Below are 15,276 nucleotides of genomic sequence, written 5' to 3' on the forward strand. Positions count from 1 at the left end.
ATTGTAGGGGCGACGCATGTGTCGCCCCTACAGTTATTGGTGAATCATATATTGAGGTCGTTTTTAGCTACCTGAGTCTGGAAGGGTCTTCCAAGCTGAGCTTCGTCCCTGCCTTTTCTATGTTTCGCCACCTCATGAGGGAAGTTTTAAAACACCCTCCACCAAGGAGTAGATTTTACTTCTTTTTTTCCATAGCAAGTTGGATCAGTTTTTCTATAAGTTCAGAGAAAGAAATTCCTGCGGCTTGAGCTGCTTGAGGGAAGAGACTTGTTGCCGTCATTCCAGGTATGGTGTTGGTTTCAAGGATGTAAAATTCCCCTTCGTGTAGAATCATGTCGGTTCGGCTGTAGTCCTCACAGTAAAGGGCTCTGTGTGCTCTGAGCGCATACTCCTGACATTTCAAGGTAAGTTTTTCGGGAAGTGGAGCAGGGCATATTTCTTCTGTGGCGCCGGGTTGATACTTAGCATTGTAATCGAAAAATTCAAAACCGGATGTAGGACGAATTTCTACAGGAGGGAGTGCCTCAGGAGGAGAATTTCCAAGGACTCCAACGGTAATCTCTCTTCCCTGGAGATATTTTTCAATCAAGCATCGTTTGTCATAGTTCCAAGCTTTCTCAAGGGCTTCTTTTAGCTCTTTGAAATCTCTTACTATGGTTACCCCTATGCTTGAACCTTCCTGTTCTGGTTTTACCACCAGAGGAAGACCTATCCTTTCGAGTATTTTTAATTCATCGGGCATAGAATCTTTATTACAAATCATATAGGGAGCAACAGGAAGTCCTGCCTGAATATATAGGTGTTTGCTAACAATTTTATTCATGGCGACAGCGCTTCCCAGCACTCGACTTCCCTGATAAGGGATGCCAAGCATTTCAAGGAAGCCCTGCATTGTTCCGTCTTCGCCGCCGCGACCATGGAGCATTATAATGGCTACATCGATATTTTTTGAGTCTTGAGCGAGTTTCAGAAGGTCGGTAGCTGGATCATACATGAAGGCTTCGTATTTTTCGGGGTTGAGCGCTTTTCGAACTTGATTTCCACTTGAAATGGAAACTTCTTTTTCTGCCGATGTGCCTCCAGCCAAAATGGCTACTCGAATTTTCCCTTCAGGCATTTTTCCCTCCCTAAATTGTCAAAGTAGAAATATCTCTTGTAAGAATTTGACTTAGTTTTTCTTCCAGTTCTTTGTAGAGTTTCCATCGTTCTTCTAGGGATTTTTTATGTTCTGGCGTTTTACCGTAGCGATTTATAAGGTCTTCAAATCTTTTATCAAGCGACACCACCGATGTGTGAAGAACTCTTTTGTCAGCATAATTTACAAGAATCGATTCATTTGGACAGGCCAGTATGTCAGCCCTGGATATGTTAACGTGTTGCTCCACAATAGGAGCAATTTCTTTATAACCGTAGAGTCTAACCATCTCAGCTCCAACTATGGCGTGATGGCAGTTTTCTTCCAGACACCTGGCTTTTGCGATGTCGTGTAAAAGTGCTCCGGCTTCAACCTTTTCGACAGAAACAGGATAGGATTTCATCAGGCAAAGTTTTGCTAACACTAGGGCCACATCACAAACTCTGAAGCTATGTTGCATGATATGTTCCGGCATCTGAAGCTTCATCATGAGAGCGATGCATTCTTCCCGGCTGGGGACGGTAGAATCATTTGTTGACATTGCCAGAATATTTTTTTGATTCATTGGTTGGCCTCTCTTAGAAAGAGATACTCTCAAAGATTAAAGTCGCTTATCTTTAACATAACTTTTTGGGAGAACTCCAGTTTTTTGGTTGATCGTTATCATCCGAAAAAAGTTTAACGCAGGCTCATCCCTTATTTGGGATATTTTAATATCCTACATTTTGAGAACGTTGGAACGGGATCAAGCAGTGCATCATGAGTAGGGGCATAGCATATCATGCCCTTACGATACGGCAACCGCGATGGTTATCACCGCGATCTTTTTCGAACATCCTTCATAAAAAATTGACAAAGTTAGAATCATATCGTTAAAGTGACCTGTCACTGAAGGGGTAAATGTTAGAGAAAAATTTATAGTTTTTGGAGGGTCTTAGGAGATGGAAAAGCGAGTTTATAACTTTAACCCAGGTCCTGCTGCTCTTCCTATTCCTGTGTTGGAGCGGATTCAAAAGGAGATGCTTAATTTTCGTGGAACAGGCATGTCTATTTTAGAAATGAGTCATCGCTCAAAGGAATTTGATGCGGTACTTAACGATGCTATTGCCAGGATAAAGCGACTTCTTAAGCTGGATGATAGATTTTATGTGCTTTTTCTTCAGGGAGGAGCAAGTCTTCAGTTTTGTATGGTGCCAATGAATCTTGAAGTTCCCGGAAAGCCTCTGGATTATATCGATACCGGAACGTGGGCATCGAAAGCGATAAAAGAAGCAGAAATTCAGAAAAAGCCGGTGAGAGTTATTGCGAGTTCTAAAGATAAAGAATATACCTACATCCCGAAAGACTTTACCGTAAACCTTGATGCGTCCTATCTGCATATCACTTCAAATAATACTATTCGAGGCACTCAGTGGAAATCCTTTCCTGATTCCAAGGGAGTTCCCCTTGTGGCAGATATGTCTTCGGACATTTTTAGCCGTCCCTTTGATCCAGGTCCTTTTGGACTAATTTATGCAGGTGCTCAGAAAAACGCTGGACCTGCTGGTGTTACACTGGTGATTATACGGAAGGACATGCTTGAACGTGTTCCGCAAGATCTTCCTACCATGTTGAAATACACAACCTTTGCTGAGAAAAACTCTCTTTATAATACACCTCCCTGTTTTTCAATTTACGCTGTTGGGCTTGTGATGGAGTGGCTTGAGGAAGAGGTTGGTGGTTTAGAGAAAATGGCTTCCATAAACGAACTCAAAGCCAAAATGTTGTATGAATGTATTGACGAGTATGAAATTTATCGAGGCACGGCTGTGCCTGAAGATCGATCTTTTATGAATGTTACCTTCAGATTAGCTACTGAAGAACTGGAAAAGGAATTTTTAGCTAAGGCAACGGAAAAAGGTCTTGTGGGCTTAAAGGGGCACAGATCTGTAGGGGGGTGTCGTGCTTCGCTTTATAACGCTGTATCCGTGGAAGCCGTGGAAGCACTTGTTGATTTTATGAGATCTTTTGCTAAAAGCCATTAGGTTTTTGTTGTTTGGGCGCACGGATCAGTGCGCCCATATTAGGTTCTATGGAAGGTAAGGGGTAATGTCTTTTACGTATTCTTTTAATACCTTATAGCCGCCTTCCATAAGGACCTGGGCGGCTTTTTCAAGATCTTCCCGCCTGAATCTCAAGAGGATCTGCCACACTTTGTCGTATCTAGGTAAAGGATGAATTAGGATACTTTTTATACTTATAGCGTTATCTTTAAGAAGAGAAGTAATGTGACTGAGAATACCTATTCGTTCTTCGGATAGTATAGTGATTCTTCCGCTATCGTCGCTCATTCCCATCGCTGTAAGAAGGACTGACATTAGATCGGATGTGGTTATCATCCCCACAAGCTTATTACCGCTTGATACGACCGGAAGGCATCCGATTTTCTCCTGATGCATGATAAAAGCCGCTCGCTCAATGGTGGTGTCTTCAGTTATAGTGATGAGCTTTTTTTTCATAATGCTTTCCACGGTGATTTTTTGTAAAATGTATGTGAGTTCGTAAACGCTGAGAGTTGTAGCAGGAGATGCCCATGCTTCCCGGAGATCTCTGTCGGTAACAAGTCCTAATAAACGTCTCTCTTCGTCGGTTACGGGAAGATGAGATATGCGTTGTTCGTTCATAATTTCGCGCGCCTTCATGATAGGCGTATCAGGGGAGATGGTGATGAGATCCGTCACCATGTGCCATCCGACATACATAAAAGGCCTCCTTGTATGAAAAAGTTTGCACTGTCTCTCTGTAACTTGTTCAGTTATTGTATGAAATAAAACCTATGGGAGCAATAGTCTTGTGAGCAAAGACAGACGTTTTTCAAATCAAGATTTGTTTCAGAAATTAAGAGATGAGGTGGCCTTGTGGGAGGGGTCTAAGTATTACATAGCAGATAAGGAGCTTTTCGATATCGAGTGTTTTTTAGACGATCATGATGCAAGCGATATCAAAAATGAATTGGAGCGCCTGTATGGATCACCTCTAAATGAGAAATTTTGGGGTTCTTTTCTTGCTTATCACCGGCTTAAGAAAGCGCGAGAAGAGATAAAGTCTGAAGAAAGAGAGCAGGAAGAAAAAAGAAAGCGCTACCTGGAAGCCATAAAGACTTACCAGGAGGCTTGGAATGAGTGGATAGATGCTTGGGTGAGAGAAGAACGTAAAAGATGCTGGAAAGTTATCCCGGGTAAAAAGAAAGATCAGGAGTAAATTCCCGCTTTTTAATTAACTGATAAAAACAGGTTTGTAATATTCCATATCTTCAATAACCGCTCCCGCCCCTCTGACAATAGCAGTAAGCGGATCATCAGCTACGTGAACATTAAGGGTTGTTTCTCGCCGTATCAATTCGTCAAGACCTCTTAAAAGAGATCCCCCTCCCGCAAGCCATATTCCTCGCTCGTAAATGTCAGCGGCAAGATCTGGGGGGGTCTTTTCAAGAGCCCGTTTAACAGATTCCACGATAATATTTACCGGTTCTTGAAGAGCCTCTCTCACTTCTTCATCTGTGATAAAGAAAGTTTTGGGAATTCCCGTAAGTATTTCTTTTCCTGTTAGCTGAACTTTAACTGGTTCTCCCACAGGTATAGCAGATCCAACCTGTATTTTAATTTGCTCAGCGAGTATTTCACTGATGATCATTTGGTGTTTCCGTTGGATGTAACGTAGAATAGCTTCGTTTGCTTCATCCCCTGCTACTCTCACAGACTCACTATAGGCGATGGCGAAAAGAGAAATGATAGCAACCTCTGTTGTTCCTCCACCAATATCGACTATCATACTTCCCACGGGTCGATCTACAGGTAAGCCAGCTCCAATTGCAGCAGCCATAGGTTCTTCAATAAGCATAACACTGCCGGCTCCAGCCTGTTCTGCTGCCTCTATTACTGCTCGCTTTTCCACCGATGTAATACCCGTTGGAACTGCAATGACAAGCTTTGGTTTGATAAAATGCTTACGTTTTAGAACTGTGCTCAAAAAACTTTTTATCATGATGCTGGTGACTTCAAAATCGGCAATAACGCCATCTTTGAGAGGACGAATGGTCACGATGCGCTGACCATGCTTTCCCATCATTTCCCTTGCCGCTCGACCAACGGCAACCACCTTGTAATCGTCCTGGCGAATGGCAACTACGGATGGTTCATTGAGCACTATACCATGTCCGCGAAGGTAAATAAGTGTATTAGCTGTGCCTAAATCCATTGCCAGATCTTTCGCAAAGAAACGCAACAATCGTCCGAACATAGCTTCATTCCACCTTTTGCTTTTGGTTTTCCATTGTTGACGAGCACAAGAAAAACTTACATCTTGATCTCTTTCTTTTTAGACTTAGAGTGCTGCTGAGGTCAAATTATTTTACTGGGAGGACGGTTGTTTTTCTCCAAAATTTAAGTCTAGGAAACGGAATTAAATCGAAGAAGGAGGAATCCATGGTTGAAAACAGATTAAAGCTCGCTGCTGGATTATTTCTAGGAATTATTTCGTTGGTAATACCAGTTTTAGGAATCGCTGCTGATCTTCCTAATTCAGGGGTGGTCGTTAAGGTTATAGATGGTGACACTGTTGAACTGGAAGGGCACGTAACAGTTCGGTATTTTGGTATTGATGCCCCTGAGATTGCTCATGATGATACTCCTGCTGATTGTTTTGGAAATGATGCTAGAGATAGAAACACCAGATTAGTGCTTGGGAAAAAGGTAAGGCTTCAGTATGAAGATAAAGGCGATAAAGTTGATCATCACGGGCGAGTGCTCGCTTACGTGTTTTTAGAAGATGGCACTCTGGTTAACGAGCTTTTAGTAAGAGAGGGTTACGCCTTTTTACTTCAGGATTCGAGAGGATTTTCCAGATCCCAGCATTTTTTGAAGGCTCAGCAAGATGCGATAAAGAACAGGAGAGGCATGTGGGGGGCGTGCAAATACGATAAAGAAGCGTATTATGTTGGCAATCAGAGAAGTTTTGTATTTCACAGACCCGGATGTTCCTTTGGCAAGCAGATGTCACCTTCGAACCAGGTGAGGTTTAATAGTCGCGAAGAAGCTTTTATGGAGGGCTACCATCCATGTCGGAGATGCAAACCTTAGTCTATGATCTTGACTCCCGCCTTTACCCGCCTCGACCCATTGTAGGAGTGGGAGGGTTGATATTCAATGGTGATAAAATTCTTCTAGGGCTGAGGGGGAAAGATCCCGGTAAAGGTAAATGGTCGATCCCTGGTGGGGCAGTAGCTGTTGGGGAGACTCTGGAAGAAGCGCTGAAGAGAGAAATATACGAGGAAGTGGGCATCCCTGTAGAAGTTAAAGATATTGTTGCCGTTCTCGACCGTATTATCAAGGACGAGAACGACAACATAGCCTATCATTACATTCTAATTGATTTTCTATGTATTCCTGTCGATCATTCAATACCAAGACCTGGTTCAGATCTTGTTGATTGTCGATATTTTTCAATCGAAGAGATCGATCGTTACAACCTTACCCGTGGCACTGCCTCCATAGCGAAGCAAGTTTTTAACTATCTAACCGGGAAATCATCGATAATACCCGTTTACAATCCTGATCAAGCCTCTAATGTTTTTTCTTCTCTTCGTCCATGATTTCTTTAGCGGCTGCATACATTCCTTCTTCTGCGAAGGCGATGGCGGCTCCATGACGTTCTAGCTTAGCTTTGTAAGCATCTCTGAGCACCTTAACGAGATGATCAATGTTTACAGGTTTTTGAAGATATTCAAATGCTCCAAGCCGCCTTGCCTCTTCTTCATCCTTTTCCGAACCGTGACCTGTTAGAATGATAACCTGGATTTCGGGATAGGCTTTTTTCACTCGACGCAGAACTTCCATACCATCTATCCCGGGCATTCTGAGGTCGAGCACCATAACATCTGGGATTTCCTCGTCGAGGGACTGCAGAGCCTCTTCACCACTGAGAGCCACATCGGGACCCAGATCTCTCATTTTTAGTCTTTCTGCGAGAGCCTTCACAAAGTCCTCTTCATCATCTACGAGTAACACTCTAAATTGCTTTGCCATTTTCAACTCCTATTCTTTTAAATTTTTACAGTACCGTAGTAAACGGGTGCTCCCTTGAGTCCAACGGTTTCGAGGAAAGAAAGGAGAGTGGGTTTTTGAGCTGGCTTAGCAACGGTATCGGTTGCCAAGGCGTAGGCGTAACCAAATTCTTGAGCCTCGGCAAAGGCTGTAGCTGTGCTGTAATCTTCAATTATTTGCTTCAGAGTCCGTCTAGACTCACGCACCCCAGCCATTTCCATTGCTTCCTTTTCTCTCCCCTGTTCGGCGAAAGCAACGGCTGCAAAAATTCTTTCAAGAGTGTCTTTCCATCTCATGGCTTTTCCTCCTTGTTTAAGTTATGTTTGTAACCCATTTCACTTTACGTTACAAGCAAGAAACGTTCCCATGGGAAGATTTGTTTTTCTTGCGATGTTTTCGTGTCTTTTAGAAATCAAAAGAACATTTTGAATCGATATGAGACGTTAAGAAAAGATTGAGTTGTGGTTTATGGTGTCTTAACGTTTCTTTATGTTTCTTGATGGTTAATTGGCGGATTAAAGTATCCAAAACGGATGGTCGGTGATATTTCTCGAACACGTTCCATCCAGGTCATTATGCCAATGGGCTTCCCGGAAGGCTTAAAATTAATAGAACGCATATACCATTCAGGATCGATATTGAAGTTTCTCATCTGGATAAGATCAATTTGAGTTGTGCGAAGAAGATCTTCAAAAGCTTTGAATTCAGCAAGGTCGTCGGTAAACCCTGGTAACATGAAATAATTGATGGACACGAAGAGCCCAAGGTCTTTGGCTTTAGAGATGAATTTCTTTACATCGTCGAGTTTATATCCTTTGGGACGGTAGTAAGCATTATAATATTCAGGTTGAAGGCTGTTAAGGCTTACTCTTACGCTCTGTAGCCCGGCTTTTGCGAGCTTTTCCAATACATCGGGAATACTTCCGTTTGTGTTCATATTTATTGTCCCTGAAGTTATTTCAGATCTTATCAGACGAATTCCTGCTTCAATGGTGTTGGCTACGAGTAGTGGCTCTCCTTCACAGCCCTGTCCAAAGCTGGCTACTGGTTTTGGGGCTTTTTTAAAATGCATAACGGCAACTTCTGCAAGTTCCTCCGGGTTGGGAGTAAATTTGATGCGCTGTTGGGTAGATGGTATGGGTGAATTGGTTTGGAGACTAATGCATCCTATGCATCTGGCATTGCATCTGGGAGAAGATGGAAGGGGAGCTTCCCATCGCCTGAGGAAAAAATTGCGAGCAGCAGGACAGGCATAGGTGAGAGCACAGCGGGCAAGGTGATGAATAAGTCTATTGTGACGGTATTGCTTCATCCACAGGCGAGCGTGTTCACTAACTTTTTCAAGATCAAGGTGTTTAACGTCCTGACGTTCGTCCGGATCAACTCTCATTGCCGCCACAACAAATTGTCCCTCGTGCCATCCTACAGCAGCGTAGGAAAATAAAGGCAATACTGGAGCACTGGGTTTTGTGCGGTAAGCTGCAGAGAGAAGAGTTGTATAAGCCGGGGCTACGGATGCTGCAACAGCCTGCACGGATCCATTCTTTCCATAGGGGTTTTGCGTTAATACCGAGAATTTCTTTTTTCTCGAGTCAAATCCCACAGGGAGTCTTCCAGGAAGCACAAATAGTTCACTTCCTTCTGGAAGAGGTATCCACTCGCTTCTATTAAGACATCTCCACTGCCCGGCTTCGCTTCCCGCCATTTCAAGAAAAGGATGTTCCATAATCCTTCCAGTTTGATCAGCAAAAACAAGCAAAGGATATCTTCTGGATGCCATGACTTCCTACTTTTCTAGCATTTCCTTAAATGAGGTTATCTTTATGGAGGTGTTTTTTCGGGCAACTTCTATAAAGTTTGCGATAAAAAGAAAAGCGTTAAGATTCATCCGGTTGTGGTGAATCATAATTCCTGCAGGTTCACTTGTTGCAAATAACTGTTTACAATCTTCAATGAGGTGGTCAAAGTCAGAGCCTTTCTGGGATGCTTTTCTTGTATGTAGATCGATGTATATCCTAAAAATTCTCAGGCTACGTTGTTTGGTAACTTTCTTCTGATCTGTTGATATGGCTTTAAATCCCAGATTGTAAAGAAGTGTAAAGACTTCAGGGCTTATACGATTCCATGGAGGAGTAAATACGGGCACAAAGGCGTTTCCAAATATTTCTTTCATCTTGTTTAGCCCTTTCCACAAATCTTGCCACTTTTGATTTTCAGTTCGGCTTGGTCCGAATTCGGCTTTTTTTCCATCCTTTTCCCAATTTGTGTGTCTCCATCCATGTTGATGCCACGACCATAGGGTTTCCGACGGCGACGCCATTTGAAACAGCTGGTCGATTCTTTTTTTGTTTATCCATGCTGGAACTACTGCAAGAGCAAGAGGAACCTCAAAATATCTGAATATCTTGCATAGGGCATTAAAGGCAACCCCAGGAATGCCTATGTCATCAGCTCTGAAGAAAATATTTACAGTTTTTGACTGCTTAGACAACATAATTTCTTCTAAACGATCCAGCCAACCTTCTGGGAAGTTTTGCCAGACAGAGCTTACTTTTTTTGCACAATACTTTTTAGGGAGTTCAGCAATATCCGTAAGTTCTGATAGATTCATTCTATCTGTCCTTTTTTGCTAAAATCCTGCATTGATATATAGTCTGATGATGAGCTATTTTTATACACCGTTTATTCATTGTTCCCCTTACGTTACACGGATGGCGGATGTTACGTTATTTTCTTCTAAATTAGTATGACCATCTTTTTGTTGAGAATCATTCTGTTTTCGATTTCTGTTTCTGGAATAGCTCTTTTAAGCTGGAGTCTATTTCGTCCTCCGAAAAGTTGTCCTCGAGCTGAAAATAAGGGGTTGACGACGAGTGGATTGACAACATATCAAAAGCTGTATTTATAGCACTCCACGCCCATGTTCGCCATGCCTGGAATGCTTCTGGATCTCCTTGTTTAAGTTTTTCCAGGTTGATATTAGCATCTAATCCTTGCATAGAAAGTTCTTCCTTTATGGCTTGTATTAGATCGTCATCAATTTTGGGTCTTCGCTCAGCTATACAATCCACGATTAGATTTAGGAAAAAGGAAGCAGGGTTTCCTTCTATAAGCTCCGGGTGGCAAATTAAACACATATCCTTATCGTGAGGAATTTTTCCGTTCTCTGGAAAACGGTTTTCTCGAGCAAGCTTGATAAAATGAGTTTTTGTGTAATCTAGCATCTGACTGTATGACTTCGTATTCATGATGACACTCCTCTTTTCCACAATTCAGCGTTTTAGTTTGGGCTTTACTTAATTAAAATTTCAAAAGCTTTTTCAGAAGTTCAGCAAACACAACATGATTGATAAAGATCATAGCAACAATAGTAAGAATCACTAAAAACTTATCCGATCTTTTCTAATTCTTTAAGGATTTCCGGACTCAAATTATAAAAATGTTTTATTTTGCTCATATCAAATTTTATCATACAATGCTCGATGAGGATGTTCAACTACACTTTTTCTCGATCCAAAAATCTGGTCGTTTTTAGGAGCACTGCAAATGGACCAAGACCGAATTGTTCAAGTTCTTACTATTTTGAGAGATCTTTATGGCACAAGACCCTGGAACTGGCACACCAGGCAAAAACCTTTTTACGTGCTCATCGCAACGATTCTTTCCCAAAGGACTCGGGACCCTCAAACCGATGCAGCAGCTAAGCGCCTGTTTGGGCAGTATCCTACACCTCAGGCTCTCGCTGAAGCTCCTCTTGAAGATATAGAGAAACTTATAAAGCCCGTAAATTTTTACAAGACCAAGGCTAAGCGAGTTAAAGAAGTAAGCCGGGTGATAGCTCAGGAGTTTGGTGGTAAAGTTCCTGAGTCGCTTGATGTTCTTATGAAACTACCAGGAGTAGGGCGAAAAACTGCTAACTGCGTTCTTCTCTACGGCTTTCATCAGACGGCTCTCCCTGTGGATACTCATGTTCATCGTATTGCTAACCGCCTTGGGTGGATTGAAACAACATCTCCTGAAGAAACGGAAATGGTGCTGACTAACATCGTTCCTTCAGAGTGGATTCCTCTCGTGAATGATCTTTTCGTAAAGCATGGTCAGACCTTTTGTAGCCCTCAGAAGCCCAGATGCCATGATTGCCCGGTTTTTTCTCTTTGCCAACACGGGCGTGGCGTTGAAGTCAAGAGTCATACAAAGTAAATACAAAGGGGGATCTAATCTTTGGAAATCAAAGAGCCTGTAAGAATTCTAATGTATTCTCACGATACTTACGGACTTGGACATATTAGACGTTCTTTAGCCATTGCCCAAAGCGTCACATCTATTCCTGCCAACGTGCTAATCGTTACTGGCTCTCCTCTTGTGGGACGCTTTGTAATACCGGAGGGTATTGATTTCGTTCGGGTTCCTGGCATGATAAAGATAACCAACGAGGAATACACGCCTCTTTCTATGAAACTACCTTCGTCGCATGTCCTTTCAATTAGAGAAAATATTATTCTTGCGACAGCCAAGTCCTTCCATCCTCATTTTTTTATCGTTGATAAGGCTCCACTTGGTCTAAAAAAAGAAGTTCAACCAACCCTTGAATGGATTCGATCAGAATATCCCGATTGTACAACCGTTCTTGGTCTAAGAGACATTATGGACAGTAGCGAGGAAACGATCAGGGAATGGCGAGAAAAGAATATATACGAGGCTATGGAATCTCTGTATGATGAGATATGGATCTATGGAGTTCGTGAATTTTACGACCCTGTTAAGGAATACCAGATCCCTCCTTCTGTGGCCAAAAAGTTATATTTTACAGGTTATATTCCTAGGTATGTGCCTTCCTACAGAGAGATTGAACGTGTGAAAGAGAGCGTTTTGGTTAGAAGAGCTTCTGGCTCGCGGAGCAAGGCTCACCTCCCAATTGTGCTCGTTACTGCAGGAGGTGGAGGGGATGGGTATCCCATATTTGATACCTTTCTTAGAGCATTTGAAAAAGACTCTTCCGAGAGTGCCAGGTTTTCTGCCGTTCTTGTTACCGGTCCTTTTTTGAGCGCAAAAACTTTTAAAGATATCAAAAGAAGAGCTTCACGGCTTGGATGGAAAACTATCAGGTTTTACAGGTTTATGGAGGCTCTTATTGCGGCTTCTTCATTTGTTGTCAGTATGGGAGGGTATAACACTATCTGTGAAATTTTTACCCTTAAAAAGCCGGCTCTCATTGTGCCACGCTGTGTGCCTAGAGAGGAACAACTCATTCGAGCAAAAGTTTTGTGTGAACACGGTTTTTGCGATTATATTCCACCGGAGAGTTTCTCGCCCGAGGTTTTGAAAGAAAAGATCCTGTCTTTTTTGAATCATAATCCCATTAATTCCGCAAAGTTTGACACATTTCCTTTTACAGCCTTCCAATTGATTCAAGATCGAATACGGCACCACCTGATAGAAAAGGAACTACTATGAGATCGACTTCTAAAAGACTTGCAATGGTTCTCAAGGGTTATCCTAGAATTTCGGAGACCTTCATAAGTAACGAGATTCTACATCTAGAGCGATCAGGAATTGATATTGCCATATTTTCATTAAGGCAGCCACGAGAGTCTTTTGCTCATAAGCATGTTAAGCAAATTAGAGCCCCAGTAACCTATCTGCCGGAATACATTCTGCCTTCATGGAAGACTCTCTTTAGAGCTAATTTCAGGTATTTTCTATCTTATCCCTACAGATACCTTAGATCTTTCTCCAACGCATTGAAGGCTTCTATTGCTATATCATCCCCCCTTACTCCAACAGTAAGGCATTTTCTTCAAGCAGGATATCTTGTTCAACATGACTTATTTCGCAAAAACATCGCTCATATTCACGCTCATTTTGCCCATACTCCGACATCAGTCGCTCTTTATGCTTCAGAACTAACCGGCATTTCCTTTAGTTTTACCGCTCACGCCAAGGACATTTACACATCTCATCCAGCCAAATTGATGCGCAAAATAGCTCGTGCTCGATTTATAATAACCTGCACAGAATACAACCGACAATATCTCTTAAGCCTGGCTGAGGGACTTTCCACGCCCATTTACACAATTTACCATGGCATTGATCTTTCTCGGTTCGAATTTGGTCCTGATCATCTGCCGTCACCACCATTCAGGATCTTGTCGGTGGGAAGACTTGTTAAGAAAAAGGGATATGACGATTTGTTGAAAGCTTTACGAATCCTGAAAACTCAGCAGATTCCTTTTGAGTTTTTCCACGTCGGTGATGGGGACCTAAGAGAGCAGATTCATAAGATGGCAGGAGATCTCGGTCTTCTAGATAATGTTCATTTCTTGGGCACTCTAACTCATGAAGATCTCATACCGCTCTACCGCAGAAGCCACCTTTTTGTTCTGGCTTCAAAAATAGCCCCTGACGGAGACCGAGATGGGCTTCCCAATGTTATTCTTGAAGCCATGGCGATAGGTATTCCGGTAGTGGCTACTAATGTTTCTGCCATCCCTGAAGCTGTTCATCATGAGAAAACCGGGATTCTTGTTTCACCAGAAAATCCTTACGCATTGGCGCAGGCAATAAAAAGGGTTCTTTTTAGTCCGGGTGATGCTAGATCTATGGTCTTCGAAGCTAGACGATTTGTCGAGAGCTATTTCGATTCTGCAATATGGATGCCTAGGCTTTACCGTATTTTTAGGGATGTTGTAAGAAATGATTATATCTAGGAAAGTTTTGCTGTGAGAGTCGGTCTCTATTTTCCCAACAAGCCACTAAATATTGGCATTCCTTCAGGTGATAAAACTATTGCAGAAGGAATTGTGGCGTCACTTGGTCGTCATGGACATCTATGCCGGGAAATGACAGATTTTAGAAGCAGGTTGTTTTGGAAGTCTCTCCAAGAGATTATCAAATTACCTTACGCTTTCTGGGAATCTGTAAGACGGTTTCGTTCATTTAAGCCCCATATCTGGGTTACTTACCACAGCTATTATAAATCACCGGATCTATTCGGGTGGTGGCTTGCGGCGCCTCGGATTCCTTATGTTATAATTCAACCCATGAGAGCTAATAAACGAAGGAAGCAAGCCCTTACAAAGCTCGGAGCCGCTATAAACGATATAGCCATACGGCGAGCCAGTCTCCTTATCTCAAACAATCTGATGGATATTGAAGCTCTCAAGCGCTTTGTTCCCAGTAAAGAACTTTACTATATTCCTCCGGGAATATTTCCTGATATGTTTCCTCGGGATCTAAATGCTGCATCGACGTTGCGATTAAAACTATCTCTTCCACCAAACATCCCCTTGCTTCTTACAGTTTGTATGTTCCGAAAAGGCGCGAAGTGGGAAAGCCTTGCTTTCCTCTTTGAAGCCCTTGAACTCTTGAAGTCTAAGAAAAACTTTATTCTGCTGGTTATTGGTTCTGGTTCTCTCTGGTCGTCGGTAAGGCATTATGCTTGGGAAAAACTTGGGGATCGTGTTGAATTTCTTGGGATGATTCCTAGATCGGAATTGTTCCGCTATTATTCTCTTGCCGATCTCTTTGTTTTCCCCGGTATTGGCGAATCGCTTGGAATGGTCTATCTGGAAGCTCAGTCCTGCGGTTGCCCTGTGGTTGCTCTGGATAGCGAAGGGGTTCGTCAGGTGGTTTGTCACGGCAAGACAGGCATTTTGGTTTCTTCGCCGCTGCCGGAAGCATACGCTGACGCTGTATCTCTTATGCTGGATAGTCCGAAATTAAGGGATGAAATGGGCAGGGAAGGGATGACATTCGTTAGAGAAAAGCGAAATGCGCATCTGAACAATTTAAGCCTAGTAAGGCTGTTAGAAAGACTCGTTCATGAGCATGATTAGGCCATCGTCTTCTCATGCAGTTTGTCTTTTTTCAATTAGCCCATGAGATACATTCACCCGGGCAGGATCTAATAGCATCTTCTACACATTCGCTTCCGCCTTCAGGTTTAATCACAGTAGATTTTTCGGAAGCTTCATCGAGCTTAAAGACTTCGGGGCATAGTTCTTGACAGGTTCCACAACCAACACAGCACTCTGCATCTATAACGATTTTTTTCGGCATTTT

18 protein-coding genes are annotated in these 15,276 nt (G+C 42.6%); 8 read left to right on the forward strand and 10 right to left on the reverse strand.

The features are described from left to right. Positions 1–175 precede the first annotated feature (175 nt). Together WHS38_02590 and WHS38_02595 are read right to left on the reverse strand one after the other, a co-directional pair. A complete protein-coding gene (locus WHS38_02590) occupies positions 176–1,117 on the reverse strand; it encodes a D-alanine--D-alanine ligase (GenBank protein ID MEJ5299857.1) in 942 nt (313 codons plus the stop codon). A gap of 10 nt (positions 1,118–1,127) precedes the next feature. Next, on the reverse strand, positions 1,128–1,700 hold the full coding sequence (locus WHS38_02595) for an HDIG domain-containing metalloprotein (protein ID MEJ5299858.1): 573 nt from the start codon (positions 1,698–1,700) through the stop codon (positions 1,128–1,130). A gap of 376 nt (positions 1,701–2,076) precedes the next feature. Between WHS38_02595 and serC the strand changes: the two genes are divergently transcribed. After that, positions 2,077–3,159: a 3-phosphoserine/phosphohydroxythreonine transaminase gene (serC, locus tag WHS38_02600; GenBank protein MEJ5299859.1), complete on the forward strand. Its 1,083-nt coding sequence runs from the start codon at positions 2,077–2,079 to the stop codon at positions 3,157–3,159. Between the two features lie 45 nt (positions 3,160–3,204). Here serC and WHS38_02605 read toward each other — a convergent pair whose 3' ends face one another. After that, positions 3,205–3,876 (reverse strand): CBS and ACT domain-containing protein, encoded by a 672-nt coding sequence (locus WHS38_02605; GenBank protein ID MEJ5299860.1) that lies wholly within the window; start codon positions 3,874–3,876, stop codon positions 3,205–3,207. A gap of 91 nt (positions 3,877–3,967) precedes the next feature. Here WHS38_02605 and WHS38_02610 point away from each other — a divergent pair, with 91 nt between their 5' ends. Then, complete coding sequence (locus WHS38_02610; GenBank protein MEJ5299861.1) at positions 3,968–4,375, forward strand: hypothetical protein; 408 nt, start codon at positions 3,968–3,970, stop codon at positions 4,373–4,375. Positions 4,376–4,390: 15 nt separating this feature from the next. On the opposite strand, the gene WHS38_02615 is transcribed toward WHS38_02610, so the two are convergent. Beyond that, entirely contained in the window at positions 4,391–5,413 is a 1,023-nt protein-coding gene (locus tag WHS38_02615; GenBank protein ID MEJ5299862.1) for a rod shape-determining protein, read from the reverse strand. Between the two features lie 185 nt (positions 5,414–5,598). Between WHS38_02615 and WHS38_02620 the strand changes: the two genes are divergently transcribed. Together WHS38_02620 and WHS38_02625 are read left to right on the forward strand one after the other, a co-directional pair. Next, positions 5,599–6,252, forward strand: coding sequence for a thermonuclease family protein (locus tag WHS38_02620; protein MEJ5299863.1), 654 nt, complete (start codon positions 5,599–5,601; stop codon positions 6,250–6,252). Next, positions 6,231–6,764, forward strand: coding sequence for an NUDIX hydrolase (locus tag WHS38_02625; protein MEJ5299864.1), 534 nt, complete (start codon positions 6,231–6,233; stop codon positions 6,762–6,764). Before WHS38_02620 ends, WHS38_02625 begins: the two co-directional genes overlap by 22 nt. Here the strand turns inward: WHS38_02625 and WHS38_02630 are convergent. The 5 genes from WHS38_02630 to WHS38_02650 all read right to left on the reverse strand — a co-directional run bounded on the left by WHS38_02630 (position 6,736) and on the right by WHS38_02650 (position 10,463). Further along, entirely contained in the window at positions 6,736–7,197 is a 462-nt protein-coding gene (locus WHS38_02630; GenBank protein MEJ5299865.1) for a response regulator, read from the reverse strand. The genes WHS38_02625 and WHS38_02630 overlap by 29 nt on opposite strands. Before the next feature lie 17 nt (positions 7,198–7,214). Further along, positions 7,215–7,511 carry a hypothetical protein gene (locus WHS38_02635; GenBank protein MEJ5299866.1) on the reverse strand — a complete coding sequence of 99 codons (297 nt, stop codon included), beginning with the start codon at positions 7,509–7,511 and terminating at the stop codon, positions 7,215–7,217. Positions 7,512–7,702: 191 nt separating this feature from the next. After that, a complete protein-coding gene (locus WHS38_02640) occupies positions 7,703–8,995 on the reverse strand; it encodes a radical SAM protein (protein ID MEJ5299867.1) in 1,293 nt (430 codons plus the stop codon). Between the two features lie 6 nt (positions 8,996–9,001). Next, a complete protein-coding gene (locus tag WHS38_02645; GenBank protein MEJ5299868.1) occupies positions 9,002–9,826 on the reverse strand; it encodes a hypothetical protein in 825 nt (274 codons plus the stop codon). A gap of 157 nt (positions 9,827–9,983) precedes the next feature. Then, positions 9,984–10,463, reverse strand: a complete 480-nt coding sequence (locus WHS38_02650) for a hypothetical protein (protein ID MEJ5299869.1) — start codon at positions 10,461–10,463, stop codon at positions 9,984–9,986. Positions 10,464–10,761: 298 nt separating this feature from the next. On the opposite strand from WHS38_02650, the gene nth reads away from it, so the two are divergent. The 4 genes from nth to WHS38_02670 are packed head-to-tail and all read left to right on the forward strand — an operon-like array spanning position 10,762 to position 15,050. Then, entirely contained in the window at positions 10,762–11,415 is a 654-nt protein-coding gene (gene nth, locus WHS38_02655) for an endonuclease III (protein ID MEJ5299870.1), read from the forward strand. Positions 11,416–11,436: 21 nt separating this feature from the next. Then, positions 11,437–12,669, forward strand: a complete 1,233-nt coding sequence (locus WHS38_02660) for a glycosyltransferase (protein MEJ5299871.1) — start codon at positions 11,437–11,439, stop codon at positions 12,667–12,669. Continuing rightward, positions 12,666–13,922, forward strand: a complete 1,257-nt coding sequence (locus WHS38_02665) for a glycosyltransferase family 4 protein (GenBank protein ID MEJ5299872.1) — start codon at positions 12,666–12,668, stop codon at positions 13,920–13,922. The genes WHS38_02660 and WHS38_02665 overlap by 4 nt, the downstream gene beginning before the upstream one ends. Positions 13,923–13,934: 12 nt before the next feature. Continuing rightward, the gene (locus tag WHS38_02670; GenBank protein ID MEJ5299873.1) at positions 13,935–15,050 is read left to right on the forward strand and encodes a glycosyltransferase family 4 protein; all 1,116 of its coding nucleotides are present in this window, start codon (positions 13,935–13,937) and stop codon (positions 15,048–15,050) included. Positions 15,051–15,081: 31 nt separating this feature from the next. Here WHS38_02670 and WHS38_02675 read toward each other — a convergent pair whose 3' ends face one another. After that, positions 15,082–15,273, reverse strand: coding sequence for a ferredoxin (locus tag WHS38_02675; GenBank protein MEJ5299874.1), 192 nt, complete (start codon positions 15,271–15,273; stop codon positions 15,082–15,084). Positions 15,274–15,276: the final 3 nt, after the last annotated feature.

This window comes from Thermodesulforhabdaceae bacterium, from assembly GCA_037482015.1.
Taxonomy (GTDB): Bacteria; Desulfobacterota; Syntrophobacteria; order Syntrophobacterales; family Thermodesulforhabdaceae; genus JAOACS01.

Bases quoted from the DNA above. Each gene is read 5' to 3' on its own strand.
- WHS38_02645 (MEJ5299868.1), bottom strand. From the start codon at position 9,826: ATGAATCTATCAGAACTTACGGATATTGCTGAACTCCCTAAAAAGTAT.
- WHS38_02630 (MEJ5299865.1), bottom strand. From the start codon at position 7,197: ATGGCAAAGCAATTTAGAGTGTTACTCGTAGATGATGAAGAGGACTTT.
- WHS38_02595 (MEJ5299858.1), bottom strand. From the start codon at position 1,700: ATGAATCAAAAAAATATTCTGGCAATGTCAACAAATGATTCTACCGTC.
- WHS38_02625 (MEJ5299864.1), top strand. From the start codon at position 6,231: ATGTCGGAGATGCAAACCTTAGTCTATGATCTTGACTCCCGCCTTTAC.
- serC (MEJ5299859.1), top strand. From the start codon at position 2,077: ATGGAAAAGCGAGTTTATAACTTTAACCCAGGTCCTGCTGCTCTTCCT.
- WHS38_02675 (MEJ5299874.1), bottom strand. From the start codon at position 15,273: ATGCCGAAAAAAATCGTTATAGATGCAGAGTGCTGTGTTGGTTGTGGA.
- WHS38_02665 (MEJ5299872.1), top strand. From the start codon at position 12,666: ATGAGATCGACTTCTAAAAGACTTGCAATGGTTCTCAAGGGTTATCCT.
- WHS38_02635 (MEJ5299866.1), bottom strand. From the start codon at position 7,511: ATGAGATGGAAAGACACTCTTGAAAGAATTTTTGCAGCCGTTGCTTTC.
- WHS38_02640 (MEJ5299867.1), bottom strand. From the start codon at position 8,995: ATGGCATCCAGAAGATATCCTTTGCTTGTTTTTGCTGATCAAACTGGA.
- WHS38_02615 (MEJ5299862.1), bottom strand. From the start codon at position 5,413: ATGTTCGGACGATTGTTGCGTTTCTTTGCGAAAGATCTGGCAATGGAT.
- WHS38_02590 (MEJ5299857.1), bottom strand. From the start codon at position 1,117: ATGCCTGAAGGGAAAATTCGAGTAGCCATTTTGGCTGGAGGCACATCG.
- WHS38_02650 (MEJ5299869.1), bottom strand. From the start codon at position 10,463: ATGAATACGAAGTCATACAGTCAGATGCTAGATTACACAAAAACTCAT.
- nth (MEJ5299870.1), top strand. From the start codon at position 10,762: ATGGACCAAGACCGAATTGTTCAAGTTCTTACTATTTTGAGAGATCTT.
- WHS38_02620 (MEJ5299863.1), top strand. From the start codon at position 5,599: ATGGTTGAAAACAGATTAAAGCTCGCTGCTGGATTATTTCTAGGAATT.
- WHS38_02605 (MEJ5299860.1), bottom strand. From the start codon at position 3,876: ATGTATGTCGGATGGCACATGGTGACGGATCTCATCACCATCTCCCCT.